Annotated in this window: 20 protein-coding genes; 14 read left to right on the forward strand and 6 right to left on the reverse strand. The window is 71.2% G+C overall.

Annotation, left to right across the window (positions count from 1 at the left end; translation table 11 throughout):
* Positions 1-58: 58 nt before the first annotated feature.
* Positions 59-889, reverse strand: coding sequence for a shikimate dehydrogenase (locus HZS55_RS00915; protein WP_179909896.1), 831 nt, complete (start codon positions 887-889; stop codon positions 59-61).
* A 96-nt stretch (positions 890-985) separates the two neighbouring features.
* Here HZS55_RS00915 and HZS55_RS00920 point away from each other — a divergent pair, with 96 nt between their 5' ends.
* The 6 genes from HZS55_RS00920 (at position 986) to HZS55_RS00945 (ending at position 10,052) form a co-directional block, all read left to right on the forward strand.
* On the forward strand, positions 986-2,398 hold the full coding sequence (locus HZS55_RS00920; protein WP_179909897.1) for a sodium:calcium antiporter: 1,413 nt from the start codon (positions 986-988) through the stop codon (positions 2,396-2,398).
* A 1-nt stretch (position 2,399) separates the two neighbouring features.
* Positions 2,400-3,896, forward strand: a complete 1,497-nt coding sequence (locus tag HZS55_RS00925) for a D-aminoacyl-tRNA deacylase (RefSeq protein WP_179909898.1) — start codon at positions 2,400-2,402, stop codon at positions 3,894-3,896.
* A 294-nt stretch (positions 3,897-4,190) separates the two neighbouring features.
* Positions 4,191-5,363 carry a cell division protein FtsZ gene (gene ftsZ, locus HZS55_RS00930; protein ID WP_179909899.1) on the forward strand — a complete coding sequence of 391 codons (1,173 nt, stop codon included), beginning with the start codon at positions 4,191-4,193 and terminating at the stop codon, positions 5,361-5,363.
* A gap of 130 nt (positions 5,364-5,493) precedes the next feature.
* Positions 5,494-7,458, forward strand: coding sequence for a DUF7282 domain-containing protein (locus HZS55_RS00935; RefSeq protein ID WP_179909900.1), 1,965 nt, complete (start codon positions 5,494-5,496; stop codon positions 7,456-7,458).
* Positions 7,451-9,076, forward strand: a complete 1,626-nt coding sequence (locus tag HZS55_RS00940; RefSeq protein WP_179909901.1) for a DUF7827 domain-containing protein — start codon at positions 7,451-7,453, stop codon at positions 9,074-9,076. The genes HZS55_RS00935 and HZS55_RS00940 overlap by 8 nt, the downstream gene beginning before the upstream one ends.
* Positions 9,077-9,197: 121 nt before the next feature.
* Positions 9,198-10,052 (forward strand): MBL fold metallo-hydrolase, encoded by an 855-nt coding sequence (locus HZS55_RS00945; protein WP_179909902.1) that lies wholly within the window; start codon positions 9,198-9,200, stop codon positions 10,050-10,052.
* Between the two features lie 48 nt (positions 10,053-10,100).
* On the opposite strand, the gene HZS55_RS00950 is transcribed toward HZS55_RS00945, so the two are convergent.
* Positions 10,101-11,735 carry a potassium channel family protein gene (locus HZS55_RS00950; RefSeq protein ID WP_179909903.1) on the reverse strand — a complete coding sequence of 545 codons (1,635 nt, stop codon included), beginning with the start codon at positions 11,733-11,735 and terminating at the stop codon, positions 10,101-10,103.
* A 129-nt stretch (positions 11,736-11,864) separates the two neighbouring features.
* Between HZS55_RS00950 and HZS55_RS00955 the strand changes: the two genes are divergently transcribed.
* Positions 11,865-12,038, forward strand: coding sequence for a protein translocase SEC61 complex subunit gamma (locus tag HZS55_RS00955; protein ID WP_179909904.1), 174 nt, complete (start codon positions 11,865-11,867; stop codon positions 12,036-12,038).
* A 1-nt stretch (position 12,039) separates the two neighbouring features.
* Positions 12,040-12,477, forward strand: coding sequence for a transcription elongation factor Spt5 (locus tag HZS55_RS00960; protein WP_006882825.1), 438 nt, complete (start codon positions 12,040-12,042; stop codon positions 12,475-12,477).
* Positions 12,478-12,830: 353 nt separating this feature from the next.
* On the opposite strand, the gene HZS55_RS00965 is transcribed toward HZS55_RS00960, so the two are convergent.
* Complete coding sequence (locus tag HZS55_RS00965; protein ID WP_179909905.1) at positions 12,831-13,694, reverse strand: phosphatase PAP2 family protein; 864 nt, start codon at positions 13,692-13,694, stop codon at positions 12,831-12,833.
* Positions 13,694-15,556, reverse strand: coding sequence for an ABC transporter substrate-binding protein (locus tag HZS55_RS00970; protein ID WP_179909906.1), 1,863 nt, complete (start codon positions 15,554-15,556; stop codon positions 13,694-13,696). Before HZS55_RS00970 ends, HZS55_RS00965 begins: the two co-directional genes overlap by 1 nt.
* Before the next feature lie 120 nt (positions 15,557-15,676).
* On the opposite strand from HZS55_RS00970, the gene HZS55_RS00975 reads away from it, so the two are divergent.
* From HZS55_RS00975 to HZS55_RS01000, 6 genes are all read left to right on the forward strand, one after another.
* Positions 15,677-17,062, forward strand: coding sequence for an aryl-sulfate sulfotransferase (locus HZS55_RS00975; protein WP_179909907.1), 1,386 nt, complete (start codon positions 15,677-15,679; stop codon positions 17,060-17,062).
* Positions 17,059-18,642, forward strand: coding sequence for a glycosyltransferase family 39 protein (locus HZS55_RS00980; protein WP_179909908.1), 1,584 nt, complete (start codon positions 17,059-17,061; stop codon positions 18,640-18,642). The genes HZS55_RS00975 and HZS55_RS00980 overlap by 4 nt, the downstream gene beginning before the upstream one ends.
* Positions 18,643-18,734: 92 nt before the next feature.
* On the forward strand, positions 18,735-19,700 hold the full coding sequence (locus tag HZS55_RS00985) for an ABC transporter ATP-binding protein (RefSeq protein WP_179909909.1): 966 nt from the start codon (positions 18,735-18,737) through the stop codon (positions 19,698-19,700).
* Positions 19,697-20,578, forward strand: a complete 882-nt coding sequence (locus tag HZS55_RS00990; RefSeq protein WP_179909910.1) for an ABC transporter permease subunit — start codon at positions 19,697-19,699, stop codon at positions 20,576-20,578. The genes HZS55_RS00985 and HZS55_RS00990 overlap by 4 nt, the downstream gene beginning before the upstream one ends.
* Positions 20,575-21,153 (forward strand): hypothetical protein, encoded by a 579-nt coding sequence (locus HZS55_RS00995; protein WP_179909911.1) that lies wholly within the window; start codon positions 20,575-20,577, stop codon positions 21,151-21,153. Before HZS55_RS00990 ends, HZS55_RS00995 begins: the two co-directional genes overlap by 4 nt.
* Before the next feature lie 100 nt (positions 21,154-21,253).
* The gene (locus HZS55_RS01000; RefSeq protein WP_179909912.1) at positions 21,254-21,421 is read left to right on the forward strand and encodes a hypothetical protein; all 168 of its coding nucleotides are present in this window, start codon (positions 21,254-21,256) and stop codon (positions 21,419-21,421) included.
* 14 nt (positions 21,422-21,435) lie between these two features.
* On the opposite strand, the gene HZS55_RS01005 is transcribed toward HZS55_RS01000, so the two are convergent.
* Together HZS55_RS01005 and HZS55_RS01010 are read right to left on the reverse strand one after the other, a co-directional pair.
* Positions 21,436-21,741, reverse strand: coding sequence for a DUF7565 family protein (locus HZS55_RS01005; RefSeq protein WP_179909913.1), 306 nt, complete (start codon positions 21,739-21,741; stop codon positions 21,436-21,438).
* A gap of 512 nt (positions 21,742-22,253) precedes the next feature.
* A complete protein-coding gene (locus tag HZS55_RS01010; protein WP_179909914.1) occupies positions 22,254-22,733 on the reverse strand; it encodes a metal-dependent hydrolase in 480 nt (159 codons plus the stop codon).

Consider the following 22,733-nt stretch of genomic DNA (forward strand, 5'->3'; position numbering starts at 1 on the left):
CCCCTCCGGACGGGCCGGGGGAGCCCACGCCGCGGTTCGGAGCCGCTCGCGTCCCGACTCAGAGCCGCCCGCGGAGCGCCTCGTCCATCGCGTCGACCGGCGCCTCGCGGCCGGTCCAGCGCTCGAACGCCGCGACGCCCTGGTAGAGCAGCATCCAGGCGCCGTCGACGGTCGTCGCGCCCGCGGCGGCGGCGTCACGCAGGAGGCGCGTCTCCAGGGGCCGATACACCGCGTCGAGCACGCCCAGGTCGCCGTGGAGCGCGTCGGCCGGGACCGGCGTCTCCTCGGACTCCATCCCGACGCTGGTGGCGTTGACCAGCACGTCCGCGTCGGCCAGCAACTCGGGTACGGCGTCGAGTCCGTGGCCCGTCGCGTCGGCGCTCGCCTCGCCCGATTCGCGCCCGTCGCCGCGCACGTCCGCGGCGAGGGCGTTCGCTTTCGACTGGGTGCGGTTGGCGATCCGGACGGCCATCCCCTCGTCGGCGAGGCCGAACGCGACCGCGCGGCCGGCGCCGCCGGCGCCGACGACGACGGCCGTCCCCGACAGGTCCACGTCGTGTGCCCGGAGCGCTCGCGTGGCGCCGACGGCGTCGGTGTTGTGCCCCGTCGGCCGCTCCCCCGAGAAGTCGACCGTGTTGACCGCGCCGATGCGGCGCGCGAGCGGGTCCGGGTCGACGGCCGCAAGCACGTCCTGCTTGAACGGGATCGTGACGTTGAGCCCCGCGACCCCCAGGTCGGCGGCGCCCTCGACCGCCGTGGCGGCGCCGTCTTTCGGCGGTTCGAACGTGACGTAGCGGGCGTCGAGGCCCAGCGCCTCGTAACCCGCCTCGTGCATCGGCGGCGACAGCGAGTGGCCCACCGGGTTGCCGATGAGTCCGTAGATGTCCATACCGACTCCAGCGCTCGGGGGGACATAAACGGCCGCGCTCCGGGCCGGCGGGCCGTTCCGCAACTGTTTCAAACGGACGTGGTGAGTGTTGAGCTAGTGAGCCGACTCAGTCACCCACTGGCGCAGGTCGCGGGGGCGCTGGCGCTGACCCTCGGCTGGGTCCTCGTCTTCTTCGGCGGCGCCGCGCTCCCGGTCGTCCCGACCTACGAGCAACTGGGCGTGGTCCTGACGGTCGGCGTCAGCGGCGTCGCGGTGCTGGGCGCCTCCTTCCTGCTCGCGTGGGGCGCAGAGACCGCCGAGAAGGACGTGCCGCGGGCGTTCGCCATCGCCGTGCTGGCGGTGCTGGCCGTCGCCCCCGAGTACGCCGTCGACGCGCTGTACGCCTGGAACGCCGGGGCCGGCGGCGCGACGACCGCCGCCTGTGGCGACCTCTCGACCGCGGCCGTCCAGGCCGGCGAAACCGAACTCGCCCGCGCCTGCCACGACGCCAACCTCGCCGTCGCGAACATGACCGGCGCCAACCGCATCCTCATCGGCATCGGCTGGGCCGGCATCGCCGTCTTCACCGTCTACCGGGCCGCCAAGACCCAGGACGCGGCCGTCAGGGATCGCGAGGGCTGGCTGGCCGACGCGGTCACGCTCGACCGGGACATCGCCACGGAGATCACCTTCCTGTTCATGGCGACCGTCTGGGCGTTCCTGGTGCCGCTGGGCGGCGGCATCGACATCCTCGACACGCTCGTCCTCGTCGGGATCTACGTCCTCTACATCGGGATCATCATCCGCGGCGACGTGGAGGCCACGGAGGATCAGGTGGGCGTCCCCCACTACTTCCAGCAGTGGTCGCTGCCCTGGCGGCCGCTGGTCGTCCTCGGCCTGTTCGCCTACTCCGGCGTGATGATCTTCACCGCCGTCGAGCCGTTCGCCCACGGCCTCGAGACCATCGGCCTCAACAACGGCATCCCCGAGTTCTTCATGATCCAGTGGATCGCGCCGCTGGCCAGCGAGTCGCCCGAACTCATCGTCGTCGTCGTCCTCGTCAACAAGGCCCGCTCGACCGCGGGGTTCAACGCGCTGATCTCCTCGAAACTCAACCAGTGGACGCTGCTGATCGGGACGCTGTCGGTCGTCTTCTCGCTGGCTTACGGTCAGTACGGCGTCCTCCCCTTCGACTCCAAGCAGGCCGCCGAGATCTGGATCACCGCCGCCCAGTCCTATTTCGCGCTGGCCATCCTGGTCGACTTCGAGATCAGCGTCCGCGAGGCCATCTCCATCTTCGCCCTGTTCATCTCGCAGGTGATTCTGGAGTTCCTGCTCATCCGCGAGGCCATCGCGCTGCCGGTCGACAGCGAGGAGTTACTGCTCGTCTACACGGCCGTCTACGTCGTCATCGGGACCGCGCTGTTCGTCAAGCGCCGGGCGGCCCTGCGTGAGATGATCGGCCTCGCCGCCGACGCGGGCCGCACCGCCATCGGCCGCGACCCCGTCCACACGGAGTTCGCCGACTGAGATGCTCGCGATCGCCGTCTCCCGCGACGACTCCGCGTCGGTCCACATCGGCGAGCGCCTCCGCGATATCGCCGACTGGACGGAACACACCGACGGCTCCCGCCCCGGCGCCGACGGCGGCGGGACCGTCTACCGGACCGACTCGGTCGAACTCCGCGAGTTCGACGACCTGCACCTCGAACTCGACGGCGTGGCCGACGCGTTCGGCCGCGTCGACGGGGTCGAGGGGCGGACCGACCCGACCCTGCTCGTCTTCGCCTCCCGGCACGCCGGCGAGACCGGGCCGCTGCTGACCGCCCACCACACCGGCAACGTCGGCCCCGCCGAGTACGGCGGGGAACCCGGCGCGTTCGCCCGGGCCTGTCCGAACGCCCACCGGCGCGTCCTCGCGGCTCTGCGCGAACACTCGCCCGACGGCTACGAGGTGGGGATGGAGGCCACCCACCACGGACCGACCGACGTGGGCGTCCCCTCGATGTTCGTCGAGGTCGGCAGCGACGAGCCGCAGTGGGACGACCCCGACGCGGCCGGCGCGGTCGCGCGCGCCGTCCTCGCGCTCGCCGACACCGACCCCGACGCCCCCGACGAGAACGGGACGCGACGGCACCTCGTCGGGTTCGGCGGCGGCCACTACGCGCCGCGGTTCGAGCGGATCGTCACCGAGACCGACTGGGCGGTCGGCCACGTCGCTCCCGACTGGGGGCTCGACGCGATGGGCGACCCCGACGCGAATCGCGACGTGATCCGCCGCGCCCTCGAGGCGAGCGCCGCCGACTACGCCGTCGTCGAGGGCGACCGTCCCGACCTGAAGCGCGTCGTCGACGACCTGGGCTACCGCGCGGTGAGCGAGACGTGGGTCCGCGAGACGACCGGCGTTCCCCTGCACCTCGTGGAGACCGTCGAGGACCGACTGGGGAGCGTCGACGACGGCGTCCGCTTCGGCGAGCGCGCGAGCGAGTACGGGAGCGGTGCGGACGGTGACGGCGGCGCCCTCGGGGTCGTCGCACTCCCCGACGACCTCCTCGCCGAGGCCCAGGGGATCGACGGCGAGGCGGCCCGCGCGGCGGTCGAGCGGGCGACGGTCGCCTTCGAGACGAGCGAGAGTGGGACTCGCGCCGGGGGTCGGGCGCTCGTCGCCGCCGATGAAGACGGGGCGGCGTCCGTCGCCGCCGATGAAGACGGGGCGGCGTCCGTCGCCGCCGGTGAAGACGGGGCGGCGTCCGTCGCCGCCGGTGAAGACGGGGCGGCGCTCGTCGACGACCTCGCGGCCGTGCTCGACGCGAAGTACGAGACCGTCGAGCGGACCGACGGAGCGGTCGTTGCCCGCGAATCGGCGTTCGACCCGGAACGCGCCCGCACGCTCGGCGTCTCCGACGGCCCGAAGCTCGGCAGACTCGCCGAGGGCGAACCGGTCACCGTCGGCGGCGACGAGATCGACCCCGCCGTCGTCCGCGTCGAACGCGAACACCGCTTCCCCGTCGACGACCCGACGGGGTGAGACCCGGCGGTCGACGCCCACCGTTCGGCGGTCGACCGGCCACCGCTCGCGACCGCGCCCCGTCGCTATCCGATGGCGATCCGGTACGTACTCGAAACGCACCCGAAACGCACTCCGCGAGTACCCCGGCGAGCCATCGTTTCACCTGGAGATCGGCCGAGACAGCCACTCGCGGGAGTAAGGGGCGCTTACGCGGGTGAACGGCGGAGTACGGGCGTGCTACCGTGCGTCAGTCAGGCGTCTGACGCGCGGGAGAAGCTTAATAAATGTTGGCCAGCAACGGAAACTTAAAATATGGACTCTATAATCGATGACGCGATCGACGAGGCCGAGGCCGAGCGGGAGGAGACGGCCCAGCAGGACGTACAGGGGGGACAGGACGCGGCGGGGTCGACGGGGACAGACGAGATGTCCACCTCGGGGCAGATGTCCGACGAGGAACTGGCCGACGTCGTCAAAGACCTGGAGACGAAGATCACCGTCGTCGGCTGCGGGGGCGCCGGCGGCAACACCGTCACGCGGATGATGGAAGAGGGGATCCACGGGGCGAAGCTCGTCGCCGCCAACACGGACGCCCAGCACCTCGCCGACGAGGTGAAAGCCGACACGAAGATCCTCATCGGGCGCAAGCGCACCGGCGGCCGCGGCGCCGGGTCGGTCCCGAAGATCGGCGAGGAGGCCGCCCAGGAGAACATCGAGGACATCCAGCAGTCCATCGACGGCTCGGACATGGTGTTCGTCACCGCCGGCCTCGGCGGCGGGACCGGCACCGGTTCGGCCCCCGTGGTCGCCCAGGCCGCCCAGGACCAGGGCGCGCTGACCATCTCGATCGTCACCATCCCCTTCACCGCGGAGGGCGAGCGCCGGCGGGCCAACGCCGACGCCGGCCTCGAACGCCTGCGTGCGGTCTCGGACACCGTCATCGTCGTCCCGAACGACCGCCTGCTCGACTACGCGCCGTCGATGCCCCTGCAGGACGCGTTCAAGATCTGCGACCGCGTCCTGATGCGCTCGGTCAAGGGCATGACCGAACTGATCACCAAGCCCGGCCTCGTCAACGTCGACTTCGCCGACGTTCGGACCATCATGGAGAACGGCGGCGTCGCCATGATCGGTCTCGGCGAGTCCGACAGCGAGAACAAGGCCCAGGACTCCATCCGCTCGGCGCTTCGCTCGCCGCTGCTGGACGTGGAGTTCGACGGCGCCAACTCCGCACTCGTCAACGTCGTCGGCGGCCCCGACATGTCCATCGAGGAGGCCGAGGGCGTCGTCGAGGAGATCTACGACCGCATCGATCCCGACGCCCGCATCATCTGGGGCGCCAGCGTCAACCAGCAGTTCGAGGGCAAGATGGAGACGATGATCGTGGTGACGGGCGTCGAGAGCCCCCAGATCTACGGCAAGAGCGAGGCGGAGCAGGAACGGGCTGCCAAGGAACTCGGCGACGACATCGACTACGTCGAGTAATCGCTCCCGGGATTCTCCGCGGTTTCTTTTCCTGAGCGTCTGCTCACGTCTTCCAGCCCCGTAGCCTCGCGAGCGGCGGACTGACTAATCAGCCACAAGACACTTCCCGGGTGGTAGTGAACGCGGGGCTATGGTTGCCGCTCGTTCGCCCTCTCGTCGCGGAGTCGTTGCGACGCTGTTCGCCGCCCTCACGGTGCTCGCGGTCACCGCCGGCGGTACCGCGGCGACCGGCTCGCACGTCGCCATCGAGGAGGACGCGGTCGAACAGGCCCACGGGGACGTGGCGGAGTTCACGGTGTCTGTCCCGCGAGGGGAGTCGGCCACGCTGGTCGTCGGGAACGGTTCGGACCGCCACCGACTGACGCTCACCGACAGGATCGCGGACGGCGAGGTCTCGGTGTCGGCGAACACCCACCTCGCCGGACCCAACGCAACCGCGAGCGAGGTCTACGCCGCCGACGGTCGGGACACGGTGACGGCCGTCTCGAACGGGACGGCGGCGCTCGGGCCGGGCACCCATCGAGTCGCGGTCTACGCCAACGAGACCGACGAGGAGCCGGCCGACACCGCGACGCTGCGGCTGACGGATCCGGGGCCGGTGAACGCCAGCGTGTTGGTCGCGCCGGGCGAGGCGGCCGACCGCCTCGATTCGCTGTCCGCCGTCGAACGGGGTCGCGAGGGCGGCTGGGTGACCCCGGCCGACCGGGTCGCCGAGACCGACACGGTCGTGCTCGCGCTGACGGTCCCGGGCATCGCCGGCGCGGTGGCGAACGAGACGGGCATCACCACCGAGATGCGGTTCCGGAGCTTCCTCGACCGGCCGAACGTCTCACTGACGGCCGTCCAGCGCACGCACGGCCCCGAGCGCAACCCCCAGCACTTCCTGTTCGACGGGACGAACGTGAGCGCGGTCGCCGCCGACCCCGACGACGACACCTACTACGTGTCGGCGCGACTGGTCGACCTGCCGTACTTCTACGCGGACTCGGACCGGTGGACCGACGACGGGGACCTGCGGACCGACCAGCCGAACCTCTACGACGACGTGCTGGTCCCCCGGTTGACGGTCGACGGGATCCACCGCCTCAACCCCGGGGACCTCTACGAGGGGAACCACACGGCCGCGTTCGCCGCCACCTGGCCGGAGGCGACGCTCTCCCGGTCGAAGGATCACCTGCTCGAACCCGGCTACGCCGCGGGACCGAACCAGACCGTCGTCGGCTACACGAACGTCGCGCCCGGGACCGAAGTGACCGTCAGCGTCACCGGCGCCGTGGGCATCGAGACCCCCCGGAACGCCACCGGCGTCGTGACCCGCGAGCGCGTTCCGATGGTCGCCGACTACGAGCCACCGCGGTACGTCGTCCGCGCGTCGCTAAACCTCAGCGGCGTCGAACCCGGTACGGAGATCGACCTCGCGCTGGCGCCGGCCGACCGCGACCGCGCCGGCGAGTACCGGTTCGACGAGCACCGCGCGCCGGTCGACTCCCCGCTCGCCGGCCTGTCGCTGGCCGACGACCCCCTGGCCAACGGGACGGTCCGCGTCGCCAACGCGACCCTCCCGAGCGGCGGGTTCGTGGTCGTCGAGCGGGCCGACGACGGCGTCGTCCTTGCCAGCAGCGACCGCATCGATCCGGGAACTCACGAGAATATCGCCGTGAACGTGAGCGGACAGGTCTCGGGGTCGCTCCGTGTCTCGCTCGCCCACGACTCCGACGGGAACGGTCGCTACACCCGCGAGGCCGACCGATCCTACGCCGACGGGATGGAGTCCGTCGGCGTCACCGTCCCCGACCCGACGAGTGCGACGCCCACACCGAGTTCGGCGTCCACGTCGACCGAGCTACCGACGGCCACCTCCTCGCCCACCCCGTCGTCGACGGTGGCGGACCCCACCGTGCCGCCGACGTCGACGGTCACCGTTCACTCCGATCCACCGCTCACGGCCACACCCACGCAGGCGACCGGCACGGGTAGCCCCGACGGGACGACCGCGAGCGACGGCCCTGGGTTCGGCGCGGTCGCGGCGCTGGCCGCCGTCGCCCTCGCTGGAACGTTGCTCCTCGCCCGCCGAGGGAGAGTGACCGATGACTGACCGACGCTCCCGGCGAACCGTCGCGGTCGCGGCGGTGGTCGTGCTCTGTCTCACCGCCGTCGCGCTCGCCGCTGGCGGTACCGCGGCCGCGGACTCACACGTCACCATCCAGGAGGACGCGGTCGAACAGGCCCACGGCGACGTCGCCGAGTTCACGCTCTCGGTCCCCCGCGGCGAATCGGCGACGGTCGTCTTCGAAGGCGCCGGAACCGGTCGCACACGGCTGGGCCTCACCGACGCCAGCACCGACGGCAGCGTCACACTGGCCATCAACACCTACCTCGCCGCGCGGAACGCCAGCGCGGGCGAGGTGTACCGCGTCGCCGGCGAGGACGAACTCTCGATCGGCGACGACGCCACGAGTCGACTCCCGTTCGGATCCTACCGCGTCGCGGCGTACGCGAACGGGACCGACGGCGAAGCCGCCGACACCGCCGGGCTCACGATCACCGACCCCGGCCTCGGCAACGCCACGGTGATGGTCGCGCCGAATGGATCGCGAGAACGGCTCGACTCGCGGGCGGCGGTCCGCCGGGCGCAGGAACGGGGCTGGCTTACTCGGACGAACGAGGTCGCTGTCGGCGACACGTTCGTCCTCCGACTCGACGTGCCCGGGATCGCCGGCGCCGTGGCGAACCGGTCGGGCGAGACCGACGAGGCGCGCTTCCAGCGGCTGCTCGGAACGCCGAACGCGTCGCTCCTGGTGAGCGAGCGGATGCCCGGTCCCTCGCGTCCGCGCCAGCACCTCTCGCTCGACTGGGCGAACACGACGACGGTCGTCGCCGACCCCGACAACGACACCTACTACGTCGCGGCCGACCTGCGGGCGCTCCCGTGGGGGTACGGTCACGACCGCGAGGTCGACGAGTGGTCGTTCGGCGAGTTCGGCTTGATCGACGGGACCGACTACGTCCCCCGGTTCGTCGTCGGCGACCAGCGGCTGAACCCGGGTGACATCTCCGAGGGGGGTCGGACCGGGGGGTTCGTCGCGGTCGAACCGGACGCGGTCGTCACGTACCCTCCCAAGCGGAGTGGGACGCTTCGGGTGGCGCCGGCGTCCGACCAGGTCGTCGCCGGATGGACGACCGTCGCGCCGGGGTCGACGGTGACGGTCGAACTGTCGAACGGCGAGGGCGAGCCGTTCCCGGCGACCCGGACCGTCCAGGTCGTACGAGAGCGGCCACCCAGCGCGGAGGGGGCCGTCTACCGCTATCGGGCCGAGTTCGACCTCCGCGAGGCCGCTCCGGGGACCACGTTCGACGTCGACATCCGGTCGAACGGGACGCAACTCAATCCGCGAGACTCCTGGGACGAGGGGGACAGGGGCCTCGTCGACCCCGGACTCGCGCCGACGGCAACCGAGACGCCGACGACGACTCACTCCCAGACCGCGGCTCTGACTCCGACCGATCCGTCCGCACAGGCGCCGACAGCGACGAAAACACCGACGGCGACGCCCCACGTGGACCCGCCCGTGACGCCGGACTCGACGGAGAGTCCGACCGCGACCGAGACGACCGCCGGTGACGGTCCCGGATTCGGAGCGCTCGCCGCGCTGGTCGGACTCCTGGCGTTCGCCGCGGTCGGCGCGCGACGACCCGACCGTCGGCGTCGGTGACCGACGGTTCCAGCGGCCGTCCGACCTCGGCCGCTCGCGTCGGAAGGTTTACCCGCCCACCACGGGACCGGTCGCGCATGCACGCTCACAGTGAGACCGACGCCGCCGGCCGGAGGATCCGATGACGATCACCAGCGACTGGGGCGAGTGGTGGGCCCGCGAGGAGCTGTTCGGCCCGGACGTAGAGGGCGTGTCGCTGTGGTTCCTGGGCGTGACCGGGTGGGCGATCCGGACGCCCGAGACCACCCTCTTTATCGACCCCTACTTCAGCACCGAGCGCGACCGCGAGTACATCGCGCGGATGCCGCCGGTGCCGATGGAACCGGCGTGGGCCGAGGCCTGCGACGCCGTCTTCTGCACGCACGACCACCGCGACCACTTCTGGCCGCCCTCGTTCGGCCCGCTGCTCGACCACGACGGGGCCGCGGTCCACGCGCCCGCGGCGTGTTACGAGAACCACGACGTGAGCGACATGCCCGACGACAGTCAGGAAGTCGTCGAACCCGGCGACAGCTACGAGGTCGGCGACCTGACGATCCACGTCCGGGGCGGGCGCGATCCCGACGCGGACGGCAGCGTCACCTACGTCCTCGAACACGAGGCGGGGACGATCTTCCACGGCGGCGACAACCGCCCCTGCGACGCCTTCGAGGCGGTCGGCGAGGAGTTCGACGTGGACATGGGGATGCTCTCCTACGGGACGAGCGCGCGCCTCTACCAGGACGGCGAGGTCGTCCGGCGGAAGCTGTACAACGACGCCCAGGACGTGATCGACGCCGCGAACATGGTCGGGATCGAGCGGCTCGTCCCGACCCACTGGCGGCGCTGGCGGGCGATCCAGGCCGACCCCGGCGCGCTCGCGAAGGCCGCGACGACCTTCGAGTACCCGCGGATCATCGAGGAGATAGAGGTCGGCGACCGCCTGCGACTGGACCGGCCGGGGGTCGTCACGCCGACGCGTCTCGACGGCGAGTGACCGACCGGATGCGGCCGGTCGGGCGGTGCGACCGCCGCGGGGTGGCACTCACCCGAACACTTCGGTGAACCGATTGGTGGCCTCGTCGGGGCCGGCGACGACGAGTTCGTCGCCCTCGCGGACGCGGAAGTCGGGGCCCAGGTCCGTCACCACGTCGCCGTCGCGCTCGACGGCGACGACGGTGACGCCGGTGCGGGCGCGCACGTCGGCGTCGCCGAGCGAGGTGCCGACGAGTCCGGACGCGCGCGTGCGGACGACCTCGACCTGCGTATCGAGCGAGATCACGTCCTCGTCCTCCAGCACGGCGGAGGCGACCATGCGACCGGTGACGGTCCCGAGCGCGAGGACGTAGTCGGCGCCGGCGCGGTACATCTTCTGGACGGCCTCGGCCTCCTCGGCGCGGGCGACGATCTCGACCCGCCGACTCTCGTCGCGGACCACGAGGGTGGCGAACTCCGCGGCGGTGTCGTCGGGGATAGCGAGGATGACCGACCGCGCCGACGCCAGTCCGGCCCGCTCCAGCACCTCGGGGTCGGTGGCGTCGCCGACCACGTCGACCCCCGGCGCCTCGTCCCTGTCGACGACGGTGTAGGGCAGGCCGGCGTCGTCGAGCACGTCGGTGACCGTGCGGCCGACCTCGCCGTAGCCGACGACGATGGTCTCCCCGGACGTGTGGCGGCGCACCTCCGAGCGCGTGCGGTCGGCCAGCGCCTCCAGTCGGTCGTCGCGGCCGGTCATCAGCAGGACCGTCCCGGGTTCGATGACCGAGTCCGGTTCGGGCGGGCTCTCGAACTCGCCGTCGAACCAGGCGCCGATGACGTTGACGCCGGCCCGCTCGCGGAGGCCGCTCTCGGCGAGGGTGCGCCCGGCCACGTCGGCGCCCCGGTGGACCGGGAGTTCCGCGATGTCGAAGTCTTCGCCGACCTCGACCGTGCTTCCCAGGTCGGTCGAGACGCTGGCGGTGATCTTCCGGGCGAGACTCTCGCCGAGCAGCGGGCGGGGGGAGAGCACCGCGTCGGCGCCGGCCAGTTCGTGGTAGCGCGACCGGTCGGGCTCCTCGACGACGCTGACGACGCGGACAGACTCGTCGATCTCCTTGGCGGTGAGGACGATGCTGGCGTCGACCTGGTCGGACACGTCGGCCACGAGCGCCCGCGCGTCGGTGAAGTTCGCGGCGCGGAGCCCGTCGGCGGAGTCGGGGTCGTTGTGGATCACGTCGTACCCGTCCTCGTAGAGGTCCGTCGCGCGGTCGCGGTCCGGTTCGACGATGACCCAGTCCACCCCCCGAGAGTCGAGTTCGCCGATGAGCGTCTCGACGCGGGGCGTGTAGGTGGCGACGATCACGTGGTCCTCGTGGCCGTTCTCGACCGCCGTGGGGACCGTCGTCGACAGCGCCTCCTCGAAGGCGGGGAACGCCACCACCGGCAGCGCCAGGAAGATCATCACGGTCCCGGTGACGTCCATGACGATGACGAGCACGAGCATCGCGGCCGAGTCCCACCCCGCCTGGGAGCCGTAGCCGGTCGTCGTGAACGTCTCGACGACGAACTGCAGCGCCTCCAGGAACGTCTTGGGGTCGCCCTCGAAGGCCGCCATCCCGTACTGGTAGACGACCGTGAACGCGTACATCGAGAGGGCGAGCACGCCGGTGTAGACGACCGACCGGCGCTGCCACGTGTTCATACCCGCTTGGTTACCGCTTGCCCGTAAAACGGTTCTGGGAGGCGGGTCCGGACCCGCCGGCGACGCCGTCCGGCGGCCGACCCGATCGCCATCAATAGATAGAAAAGCCCGCGGGGGCAACTGCCGGTCATGAACGTTCCCTACGACCTGAACTCCTACGTCCGCGTGCTGAAACTGGCCAGCACGCCGTCGTGGGAAGAGTTCTCGCAAGTCGCGAAGATCGCCGGGGCCGGCATCATCCTCGTCGGCATCCTCGGCTTCCTGATCTTCGTGATCATGAACTTCGTGCCGGGGGGGCCCTGAGATGGGCATCTTCGCCGTCAAGACCACGGCCAGCCAGGAGCGTACCGTCGCCGACATGATCATGAACCGCGAGGAAGAGTCGATCCACGCCGCGCTCGCCCCGGACTCGCTGACCTCCTACGTCATGGTCGAGGCCGACGAGTCGGCCGTCTTCGAGCGCATCTCCGACGAGATCCCTCACATGCGCGGCGTCGTCCCCGGGAAGTCGGGCATCGCCGAAGTCGAGCACTTCCTCTCGCCCAAGCCCGACGTGGAGGGTATCGCCGAGGGGGACATCGTCGAACTCATCGCCGGCCCGTTCAAGGGCGAGAAGGCCCAGGTCCAGCGCATCGACGAGGGCAAAGACCAGGTCACCGTCGAGCTGTACGAGGCAACCGTCCCGATCCCGGTCACCGTCCGCGGCGACCAGATCCGCGTGCTGGACTCCGAAGAGCGGTAGACCCGCTCTTCGTGCTCTCGTTCGCTTCGCTCACGAGAATAGCGAGGAACGCTGAGCGCAGCGAAGCGTTCCTCGGACCACGTGAACGGGCGCACCGCGCCCGTGAACTGACTCCGAAGAGCGGTAGACCCGCTCTTCGTGCTCTCGTTCGCTTCGTCTTCGCGCGGCAGTACCGCGCGAATGGCCCGAGAGACCGACGGTCTCTCGCGACTCACGAGGACGCAGCGAGTCGCGCTTTTGCGCTTTTTGCCCCATCTTTTTCGAGGCGAGTACCCGCGGTGAGTGCGGGGCCGACCGAAGGGAGGCTCCGAGGCGAACGGCGAACGGAGTGAGCCGTGAGCGGCGCGCCCGCTTCACCGTCGGATCCACGCGGCGACGCGGTCGGTCCAGCGCGCGTCCGGGCCGCCGGACGCCGAGCGCGACTCGTCGGCGGCGCCGGCGACGAGACCGCCGACCGCGACCGCGACCGCCGCGAGCACGGCGCCGGCGACCACGTCGGTCGCCCAGTGGATGCCGAGGTACATCGTCGAGACGGCGATCGACGCGGCGAGGGCGGCGGCGACGGGGTACCAGCGCGGGAAGCTGTCGCGGTAGCGAGCGGCGACGAGCGCGACCGTCACCGACAGCGAGGTGTGCAGCGACGGGAAGACGTTCGTGTTCCGGTTGACGCGACCGGTCAGCAGCTGCGCCTGGGGCCAGTTCGCGTACAGCAGCGACTCGACGGCCTCGGGCGTGACGTTTCGGGGCCCGTAGGAGATGAAGAGGACGTAACAGACGAGCCCGAGCGCGTAGTTGACCGCGTAGGCGACCAGCAGCGTCCGGACGGGGCGGTCGTCCTCGCAGGCGAGGTAGGCGACGACGGGGAACGTCAGCAGGAAGGCGTAGCCGAAGACGTAGACGGCGCTGAAGTAGGCGGTCAGCGGCGGCGAGGCGAACGACTGGAGCCAGGCGACGAACCCGCCTTCCAGCGCGTAGATCGCCCCGGTGATGTTCACGCCGATGAGCCAGGAGAGCTCGACGCCCACGTCGCGGACGACGCCGTTGACGGCGAGGACGACGACCAGCAGGCCGAGCGTCGGCGCGACCGACCGGAAGTTCGCCCGAACCCGTGCGGGGGCGCCGAACAGGCCGTCGCGGCCGACGACCGCGACGAGTCCGAGCAGGTGCAGCGCGACGACGACGGCGGCGACCTGCGCGAGGACGGTGACCAGCCCCATCAGTCCCGCTCCACGAGGGTGCCGTCGTCGTACTCGTAGCCGGCGTCGCGGAACGCCGCCCGCGCGGCGTCGGCGTCCACCGTGCCGTCCGATCCGAAGAAGGGCGTCACCGGGTGTTCGCCGTCGAACTGGAGGTCCGAGGGGACCAGCCCGGACCCGACCAGCGCGCTCGCCGCGGGCCAGGCGTAGCCGTCGAACACGTCCTCGACCAGCGCCCGCCGGTCGATCAGGTGCCCGAGCGTGTGCCGGAACCGGGGGTTCGTCAGCGGCGGCCGGCGCGTGTTGTAGCCGACGACGTACGGCGAGGGGGACCGCCCGACGACCAGGTCGACTCCCTCCGAGCGGCCGATCCGCGGGATCGTCTCGGCGCCGACGGCGGTCCCGGTCACGTCCGCGTCGCCGCTCGTGACCATCGAGACGGCCGTCTCGTCGGCGCCGACGACGGTCACGTCGATCCGCTCGTACGGTGGAAACCCGTCCACGCCGCCGGGGAGGTCGGCGGGCGGATCGGTCGCGAGGAAGTGGTCGTCGAAGCGCTCGAACACGAGGCGGTCGCCGGGGACGTTGCGTTCGAAGGCGAACGGGCCGCTCCCGACGGGCGGGACGTTGTTGGTCACGAGCGCCTCCGAGGTGGCGCCGAAGTCGACGCCGCCGACCGAGGCCGGACCGGTCCGCTCGCGCCAGACGTGCTCGGGCAACACCGGGACCGTGAACGCGCCCGCCGCGACCGCGGCGGTGCAGTCGGCGAACCGGACCTCGACGGTCCGCCGGTCGAGCACCTCGGCGTCGGCGACGAGACTGCTCCGGCCCCGGAAGCGGGGGGCTGCCACGGCCGCGTCGCTGTCGGTCGCGGTGTCGGTCCCCTCGGTGGTCCGACCGAGCGTCACGTCAGAGAGCAGCGCGTAGGTGAGCGCCACGTCCGCTGCCGTCACCGGTTCGCCGTCGTGCCAGGTGAGCCCCTCGCGGAGCCGCACCCGCGCCCGGGGTCGCCCGTCGACGGTCTCGAACTCCCAGCCGTCGGCCAGCCACGGCTCGACCCCGCCGGACTCCGTCTCGTACCCCAGCGGGTCGTACAGCAGCCCGGTGAGGACGCCGGCCCACCGGAACTCCGCGGCCAGCGGGTTGAGGTTCTCGGTGGGTCGCCGGTCGGTGATAACCGTCCGGAGCGTCGCGGGGTCGGCGGGGGTGGCCGTGGCGGTCGCGGTGGCGCCCTCGCCGGCGGACTCCCGCCAGCCCTCGTCGAGGGAGAGATACCCCAGCGGCGAGCCGTAGTCGCTCCGGTGCCACCCGGTGAACCGCTCGCCGCGGACGGCCCGGATCTCGTCGGGGAACGCGACCAGCGAGAACGGCTGGGTCCGGGCGACGCTCCGCTGGATATCCGCCAGCGCCTCGCGCCGCGTCTCGCCGGTCGCGGTGCGCTGGTCGGCCAGCCGGTCGTCGACGTCGAGGTTCGCGTAGCCGAAGGGGTTCTGCCAGCCCGGCTCGGAGCCAAAGCGCGAGTGCAACAGCGCGTAGAGGCCGTCGCCGTCGCGGAGGCGAGCGGGGACCCGCCCGACGAACGCGTCGAAGTCGTTCCGGAGGAGCACCTGCCGGTACAGCTCCTCGGGGGCGACGGGCGTGACCGTCGATTCGAGGCCGCCAGCCCGGAACCACTCGGCGACCGACTGGGCGACCCGGAGCGCGTAGGGGTCGGCGTCGGCCGGGAGCGTCTTGATCCCGACCGACACCGGCGCCACCGACTCCCAGCCGGTGGCCGCGCGCAGCCGGCGCATGCACCCGGCGGTCCCGAGGGTCGCCCCGGCGGCCAGCGACCGGAGCAGACGGCGACGGCGGCTCGAGGTCGGTTCGGATGACTCCCCCATCTCCCCGCGGGTTCGGGAGCGACGGCTAAGTTCCTTCGGTCTGCACACGACGAGCGACGCCGTACGCCGGCCGCAGCCGCCAGCGATCCATCTTAGTAGCCCGGCGTCGTCCAACCGAGCATGTCCGACCGACGGACCGTCCGACTGTCGCTGGCCGCGGTCGTACTCCTCGCAGCGGGGACCGTCGCGGTCGGATACGTCGCGGCCGAGCGGTCGAGCGACCGGGTGACCGGCGACCCGTCGGTCGAGCAGGCGCTGCGGTCGGGAGACAACTCGCCGGTCGTCGGCCCCCGCGACAACCGCACCGTGGTCGCGACCGACTCGAACGCCTTCGTCAGCGACGAGAACGACGGCCCGCGCGCCCAGGCCGAACTCGTCGCGTTCGACCGCGACGGGAGCGTCTACTACCACGAGAACGACCACACCCGCTACTGGGACGTCGACCCCGTCGCCGGGACGAACTCGACGGTCGAGTTCGTCTACGCCGACCACCTCGACGCCGAGGAGTGCGACGGCTCCGTCTGCACGCGCAACGGCGTCGAGCGCGTCAACCTCACCACCGGCGAGTCGACCGACGTATTCAGCCGCGTCACGCCCGGCAAGCACTCGACCCGCTGGCACGACGTCGACCGGATCGACGACGAGCGCCTGCTCGTCGCCGACATCGACCGCGACCGCGTCTTCGTCGTCAACACGACGACGGAGCTGATCACCTGGGAGTGGGGCGCCCAGGCCGCCTTCGACGTCGACAGCGGCGGCCCCTTCCCCGCCGACTGGACGCACCTCAACGACGTGGAACACGTCGAGATAGCGGGTCGCGACGCCGCGATGGTCAGCCTCCGCAACCACGACCAGGTCGCCTTCGTCGACTTCGAGCGGGGGCTGATGGAGAACTGGACGCTCGGCGAGGACGGCGACCACGACACCCTCTACGAGCAGCACAACCCCGATTACGTCCCGCCCGAGCGGGGCGGCCCCGCCCTCCTCGTGGCCGACTCCGAGAACGGCCGCGTCGTCGAGTACCAGCGCGAGGACGGGGAGTGGAACCGGTCGTGGACCTGGAGCGACGCGCGCATGCAGTGGCCGCGGGACGCCGACCGCCTGCCGAACGGCCACACGCTGGTCACCGACTCCAACGGCGACCGGGCCTTCGAGGTGGACCGGTCGGGCGAGGTGGTGTGGACCGCCACGATCGGGTTCCCCTACGAGGCCGAACGGCTGGGGACCGGCGCGGAGAGCGCGGGCGGCCGGAGCGCGGCCACGCTCGACCTGCCGAGTCGGGAGCCGGACCGGGCGAACCTGTCGCTGTCCGGCCGCGCCATGGCGTCGCTGCCGCCGTCGGTCGAAAACGGGATCGCCTACGTCTTCCCGCGCTGGGTCGGCCCCCTCGAAGGGGTCGCCGTCGTCGCGCTCGTCGCCGCCGTCCTCCTCTGGGCCCGCCTGGAGTACCGCTGGTCGAACGCGTCGGTCGGGATCCGGAACCCGCTCCGGATCGAACGGAGATGACGGCGGCCGACACCATCGACCGCGACCGGTCGCTCGCGCTGGCCGCTCGACTGCGCCACGCGACACCGCTGGACGGGCGCGACGCGCGGTGGCTGGGACTGGCGCTGCTCCCGGGCGTCGTCGTCGTCGCCGTCTACCTGACGACCAACCCCTATCCGGCCTACGGCGGCGGGCTGTACGCGCGGATCGCCGCCGCGATCGCCGCGAACGGGTACGCCCCGCCCGCGACGGTCGACGGCTACGCGGTCACCGTCCCCTTCGCGTACCCGCCGCTGGGGTTCTACGTCTTCGCGCTCGCCCTCGACCTGGGGTTCGACCCCGTCACCGTCACCCGGTTTCTGCCCTCCCTCGCCGTCGTCGCGGCGCTGGTGCCGGCGTACCTGCTCGGACGGGACCACACCGACTCGCGTCCGGCCGGGACCGCGACCGCGGCGCTGATAGCGCTGAACCCGCAGGTGCTGGAGTGGCACGTCTCCGCGGGCGGCGTCGTCCGCGGGTTCGCCTTCCTGTACGCCCTGACCGCGGTCTACGCCGGGTATCACGTCTTCACCGGCGGCGGTCGGCGAGCGCTGCTGGGGGGCGCCGTCGCGGTCGCGCTAACGGGGCTCACCCACCCGACCTACACCCTGTTCGTCGTCGCGAGCTATCTCGTGTTCTGGGGCGGGCTCGACCGGACGCTCGGGGGACTCGCCCGGGGGACGGCCGTCGGCGTCGGCGCGCTCGCGCTGGCGAGCCCCTGGCTCGGCTGGGTCGTCGCGACCCACGGCCCCGGCGTCTTCACCGCGGCCGCCGGGACCCACGGCGGGCTCGGCGGCGGCCTCGACGCCCTCCTCGCCGGTCCCTCGTGGGTCAGGCTCGTTCCGCTCGCGCTCGCCGGCGGGGCGCTGGCGCTCCGCCGCGACGCGACGGTGGCGGCCTGGGTCGTCGTCGCGACGCTGCTGTTCTTCCAGGTCCGGTTCGCCTACGCCGTCGGCGCCCTGGCGGTAGCGGTCGCGGGCGTCGGCGTCGCCGAGCGCCTCGCCCGGCGGGAGGGGAGCGCGTTCGCCTCGCCGGACCGCCGCGCCGCCGCTGCCGCGGCGCTCGTCGCCCTCGCGACCGTCGCCGGCGGGGCGTCCTTCGCCGCGGCGACGACGTCGACGACCGACGCGACCACGCCCTCGTTCCTGGACGACGAGTCGGTCGCGGCCGCCGAGTGGGCGGCCGCCGAGACGCACGCTGGCGCGCGATTCCTCGTGCTCGGCGACGCCGCCGAGTGGTTCCCCGCGCTGTCGGACCGGTCGATCGCCGTCGGCCCGTGGGGCGTCGAGTGGGTCAGCGCGACCGCCTACGACCGCCAGTTGGCCGCGTTCAGGGCCGCCTCGACGTGCGACAGCGCCGCCTGCGTCGCGTCGGCGGTCGCGACCGTCGACGCCGACCCCGACTACGTCGTCGTCCCGAAGGGCCGCTACACCGTCCGCGGCGTCGGTGTCGTTCAGTTCGGCACGCTCGACCGCTCGTTCGCGGTCGCCGACGGGTGGACGCGCGTCCACGGGAACGACGGGGTCGCGATCTATCGAGCGACTCCCGACGCCGACGAGTGACGGATCGGTACGGCGCCGCCCAATCGCGTCGGCGCTCGCCCAACGAAAAAACACTTACATCGGCCCCGTGTTCCGGGTGACGAGTACGACACATGCCCTCCATCCAGACGAACGGACTGACGAAGACCTTCGGCGAGGACGTGGTCGCCGTCGACGACCTCGACCTCACTATCGAGGAAGGCGAGATCTTCGGCTTCCTCGGGCCCAACGGCGCGGGGAAGTCGACGACGATCAACATGCTGCTCGACTTCATCCGGCCGACCGCGGGGTCGGCCCAGGTGTTCGGCATGGACGCCCAGCGCGAGTGCGCCGCCATCCGCGAGCGCATCGGCGTCCTCCCCGAAGGGTACGGCTTCGACGACTACCTCACCGGCCGCGAGTACATGGAGTGGGCCGTCGAGACCAAGGACGCCGACGACGACCCCGAACGGCTGCTCGACCTCGTGGGCATCCGCGACGACGCGGGCCGCGTGGCCGCCGGCTACTCGAAGGGGATGCAACAGCGCCTCGCGTTCGGGATGGCGCTGGCCGACGACCCCGATCTGTTGATCCTCGACGAGCCCTCGACGGGGCTGGACCCCAACGGCATCCAGCACATGCGGTCGGTCATCCGCGACCGCGCCAGTGAGGGGACGACCGTCTTCTTCTCCAGTCACATCCTCTCGGAGGTCGAGGCGGTCTGTGACCGCGTCGGCGTGATGAACGAGGGGGAACTGGTCGCCATCGACTCCATCGAGGGGCTGCGCGAGAGCGCGACCGGCCAGGCCACCATCGAACTGGAGTGCGCCGAGGCGCCGCGAGCCGACGGGGTCGCCGACATCCCGGGCGTCTCGGCGGTCGACGTGGCCGACACGACGCTGACCGCCGAGTGTTCCGACCCGAGCGCGAAGGTCGAGGTGGTCAAGCGAGTCGACGAGCGGGTCGAGGTCGTCGACATCCTCGCGGACAACACCTCGCTGGAGGAGCTGTTCAACCAGTTCACCGGCGGCGGCCGCGACGGCGACGGCTCGGTCGGCGAGGGGATCGACCTCGAAGACGCCCAGGGGGCCTCGGCATGAGTACGGTCACGGTCGCCAAGAAGGACTTCAAGGCCGCCCGCCGGTCGAAGCTGCTCTGGGCGGCGGCGATCGTCCTCGGCCTGATCGCGGCGTTCGTCGGCTACGTCTCCGGGAACGCGTCCGGCGGCGACGCCGCGCAGGTCCGGGCGCTCTTTCGCGTCCTGACGCTGCTGCTCGCCGTCCTCCTGCCGATCGTCGCGCTGGTGGCGAGCTATCTCGCCATCGCGGGCGAGCGCGAGGGCGGCGGGATCAAGTTCCTGCTCTCCCTGCCGAACACCCGCCGGAGCGTCTTCGTCGGGAAGCTGCTGAGCCGCAACGGCATCGTCGCCGGCGGCGTCGCGTTCATGTACGTCGCGGCGATCAGCACGGCGCTGACCCGCCACGGGGCGTTCCCGGCCGCCGTCGTCTTCGGGACGCTGCTGATAACGCTCGCCTACGGGTCGACGTTCGTCAGCATCGCGCTGGCGATGTCCTCGGCGGCCGCCTCCCGCAGCCGCGCCATCGCCGGCGCCTTCGGGACGTACTTCCTGCTGGTCATCCTCTACGTCTTCCCGGTCGCGTCGGTCGGCGACATCGCCCGCTGGCTCCACACGACCCTGCTCGGCGCCAGTCCGAACCCCGACCTGTACAACGCCGTCCAGTACACCAGCCCGTATCTGGCCTACCGCAAGGCCGTCAACCTCGTGATGCCGGCCGAGATGCGCCAGATCGTCTTCTATTCGAGCCTGCCCGACGACATCAGCTACGGGTCGCCGGCGGCCAACGAGGTGTTGCCGCTGTACCTGCAGGACCAGGCCTCGCTGGTCGTCCTCGCCTTCTGGCTGGTGGTACCGCTCGCGATCGGCTACGCGCTGTTCGAGAGGGCTGATCTCGAATGAACCGGCGAAGCCAACTCGGCACGGGGCTGGCGGTCCTGGCGGTCGTGCTGTTCGCCGTCCCCGCCTTCTTCCCGGTCCAGCCGATGCTGACCCACGACACCGGGGAGACCGCGCCGGCCCCGCCGGACGAACTGCGACAGCAGGGCTACGAGATCGTCGCCTACGAGAACCTCTCCGAGCGCGGCCAGGAGCTGTACGTGACGACCCTGGAGAACGACGGCGAGTACCGCGTCGCCCTCGGCGAGGGCGCCGACGACTTCGGCTACCCGACCGACGGGGAAGTCCGCGCGATGTACGACAACGGGACCGAGCCGGGGATCGTCGTCGAACGCCCCGAGGACGCGGAGTCGCTGCCGCCCTCGGACGAGCGGTTCTACGGCTACCCGAGCGACGACGAGGGGCTGAACGAGTCCCAGGCCGAACAGCGCAGACAGCAGATCGAGCGCTACGACGCGATGAGCACCCGGACCGCGGAGCCGCCGCTGGGCGCGACCCCGCAGCTGATCCGCCTCGTCTCGGTCCTGCTGGCGGTGCTGTCGCTCGGCGTCGGCGGCTACCTGCTCTCCTCGAAGTAGGCGTCGCCGACTCCGCCTGTTTTCGGTCCGATCCGGTACCAGGACACGGTCGACCCCAAGGGATTTCACCGGCGGACGCGAGTCGGCTATCGACTCAGAGATGTCCACCGAACGAAACGAAGACGGCAAACGGAACTCGCGGATACTGCTGGCGATCTACGTCGTTCTGTGCGGAGAGTTACTGTTCGGCGACGGGTGGCCCGTCGTCTACTCGCTGTTGGTCCTCTCGGTGAGCCTAGTGATTCTGGTCACGGCCTACTTCGACTGACCCGGTCGCGGGTCTCAGATAGCGCCGCTACCGCCTTCGAGTCGGTCGATGACCTCGCGGATGTCGGCTTCGTCCTCGATGGTCTCCTTGGCGTTTTCGCGGCGGCGGACCTCCTTGGCGGTGGCGTCGTAGGCCCGGACGTACTCCGCGCGGCTGTGCTCGTCGAAGGCGTGACGGATCGCGAAGTAGCCGTCCGGGAGGACGGTCCCGCAGACCTTGCACTCGATGCGCTCGTGTGCCGTCGACTGATGGACGATCAGGTCCTCGACCCGCTCGAACTGTTCGTCGTCGCCGTCGATCGCACACTCCCAGGAGGCCATGATACCCGAGTGATGCCCGCCGCTCAGTAAAAGCGTTCCCCCTCCTAGTCGATAGACGCTCTCGAATACTCCCAACTCGCTCTCTAGGAGGAACCGTGACTGCAGTCGACAGCAAGCGCTGAAAGCCCTCGACCCGCTCGCTAGGAGTTGGATCTGCCGCCGAGAACAACAGGCGTTGAAAGCCCTCGACCCGCTCGCGGTCGCTGACCGGGATATCCGCGCTCTCCGCACCGCCCGCGCGGATAGTGCCCGCTCAGACGACTAAACTGTACGCGAGCGCGCCTCGCCCTTTCAGTCCACCAGGGACAGCACCGCCCCGCACGGCACCGCAACCGGCCACGATCCTCCCCAGCCGATTGCGTTGCTCGTCGCTTCGCTCCTGTGCTACTCATCCCTCGCACGGCTATTTCGAGCGGCCCGCCAGGAGGCGGGCACGCTCGACAGCGCGCGCCATAGTATTCGATCGATAGCTGTCGTGACCCGAAGATGGAGTCCGAAAAGCGCGAGAAGGGTCAAAACGGCAGCGCGACGCCCTCGGGGAGGTAGGCGGGGAGGACGTGGACGAGGCCGGCGGCGACGACGAGTTCGAAGGCGGTGACGGCGAGCATCATCGCGCTGGAGTAGTCGCTGCTGACGGGGACGCCGACGGGCGCGCCGAACTCCTCGTCCCAGAAGGGGTAGAAGAGGGCGAGCCCGCGGGTCGTCCCGAGCGCGTCCAGCACGTAGTGAGAGAGCACGCCGAGCCACACCCAGTGGAGGTTCCCGAAGTAGATCGGGTAGGCGGCGACGATCGCCAGCACCGGGAGGTTGTGCAGCGTCTTGCGGTGTTTCCCGAAGTGGGTGTCCACGTCGGGGAACAGCGCGCCGAGCACCAGCGGGACGAACACCGCGGCGATCGTCCGGAACGTCGCCACGTCGCCCGCCGGTTCGAGGATGAACCCCAGCCCCACGGCGAGAAAGACCGCGTTCAACACGTGTCCGCGCTTGTCCAT

It is taken from the genome of Halosimplex rubrum, from assembly GCF_013415885.1.
GTDB classification, from domain to species: domain Archaea; phylum Halobacteriota; class Halobacteria; order Halobacteriales; family Haloarculaceae; genus Halosimplex; species Halosimplex rubrum.

Bases quoted from the DNA above. Each gene is read 5' to 3' on its own strand.
- HZS55_RS00945 (WP_179909902.1), top strand. From the start codon at position 9,198: ATGACGATCACCAGCGACTGGGGCGAGTGGTGGGCCCGCGAGGAGCTG.
- HZS55_RS01005 (WP_179909913.1), bottom strand. From the start codon at position 21,741: ATGGCCTCCTGGGAGTGTGCGATCGACGGCGACGACGAACAGTTCGAG.
- HZS55_RS00985 (WP_179909909.1), top strand. From the start codon at position 18,735: ATGCCCTCCATCCAGACGAACGGACTGACGAAGACCTTCGGCGAGGAC.
- HZS55_RS00915 (WP_179909896.1), bottom strand. From the start codon at position 889: ATGGACATCTACGGACTCATCGGCAACCCGGTGGGCCACTCGCTGTCG.
- HZS55_RS01000 (WP_179909912.1), top strand. From the start codon at position 21,254: ATGTCCACCGAACGAAACGAAGACGGCAAACGGAACTCGCGGATACTG.
- HZS55_RS00975 (WP_179909907.1), top strand. From the start codon at position 15,677: ATGTCCGACCGACGGACCGTCCGACTGTCGCTGGCCGCGGTCGTACTC.
- HZS55_RS00965 (WP_179909905.1), bottom strand. From the start codon at position 13,694: ATGGGGCTGGTCACCGTCCTCGCGCAGGTCGCCGCCGTCGTCGTCGCG.
- HZS55_RS00925 (WP_179909898.1), top strand. From the start codon at position 2,400: ATGCTCGCGATCGCCGTCTCCCGCGACGACTCCGCGTCGGTCCACATC.
- ftsZ (WP_179909899.1), top strand. From the start codon at position 4,191: ATGGACTCTATAATCGATGACGCGATCGACGAGGCCGAGGCCGAGCGG.
- HZS55_RS00960 (WP_006882825.1), top strand. From the start codon at position 12,040: ATGGGCATCTTCGCCGTCAAGACCACGGCCAGCCAGGAGCGTACCGTC.
- HZS55_RS00935 (WP_179909900.1), top strand. From the start codon at position 5,494: ATGGTTGCCGCTCGTTCGCCCTCTCGTCGCGGAGTCGTTGCGACGCTG.
- HZS55_RS00955 (WP_179909904.1), top strand. From the start codon at position 11,865: ATGAACGTTCCCTACGACCTGAACTCCTACGTCCGCGTGCTGAAACTG.
- HZS55_RS00970 (WP_179909906.1), bottom strand. From the start codon at position 15,556: ATGGGGGAGTCATCCGAACCGACCTCGAGCCGCCGTCGCCGTCTGCTC.
- HZS55_RS00940 (WP_179909901.1), top strand. From the start codon at position 7,451: ATGACTGACCGACGCTCCCGGCGAACCGTCGCGGTCGCGGCGGTGGTC.
- HZS55_RS01010 (WP_179909914.1), bottom strand. From the start codon at position 22,733: ATGGACAAGCGCGGACACGTGTTGAACGCGGTCTTTCTCGCCGTGGGG.
- HZS55_RS00990 (WP_179909910.1), top strand. From the start codon at position 19,697: ATGAGTACGGTCACGGTCGCCAAGAAGGACTTCAAGGCCGCCCGCCGG.
- HZS55_RS00950 (WP_179909903.1), bottom strand. From the start codon at position 11,735: ATGAACACGTGGCAGCGCCGGTCGGTCGTCTACACCGGCGTGCTCGCC.
- HZS55_RS00980 (WP_179909908.1), top strand. From the start codon at position 17,059: ATGACGGCGGCCGACACCATCGACCGCGACCGGTCGCTCGCGCTGGCC.
- HZS55_RS00995 (WP_179909911.1), top strand. From the start codon at position 20,575: ATGAACCGGCGAAGCCAACTCGGCACGGGGCTGGCGGTCCTGGCGGTC.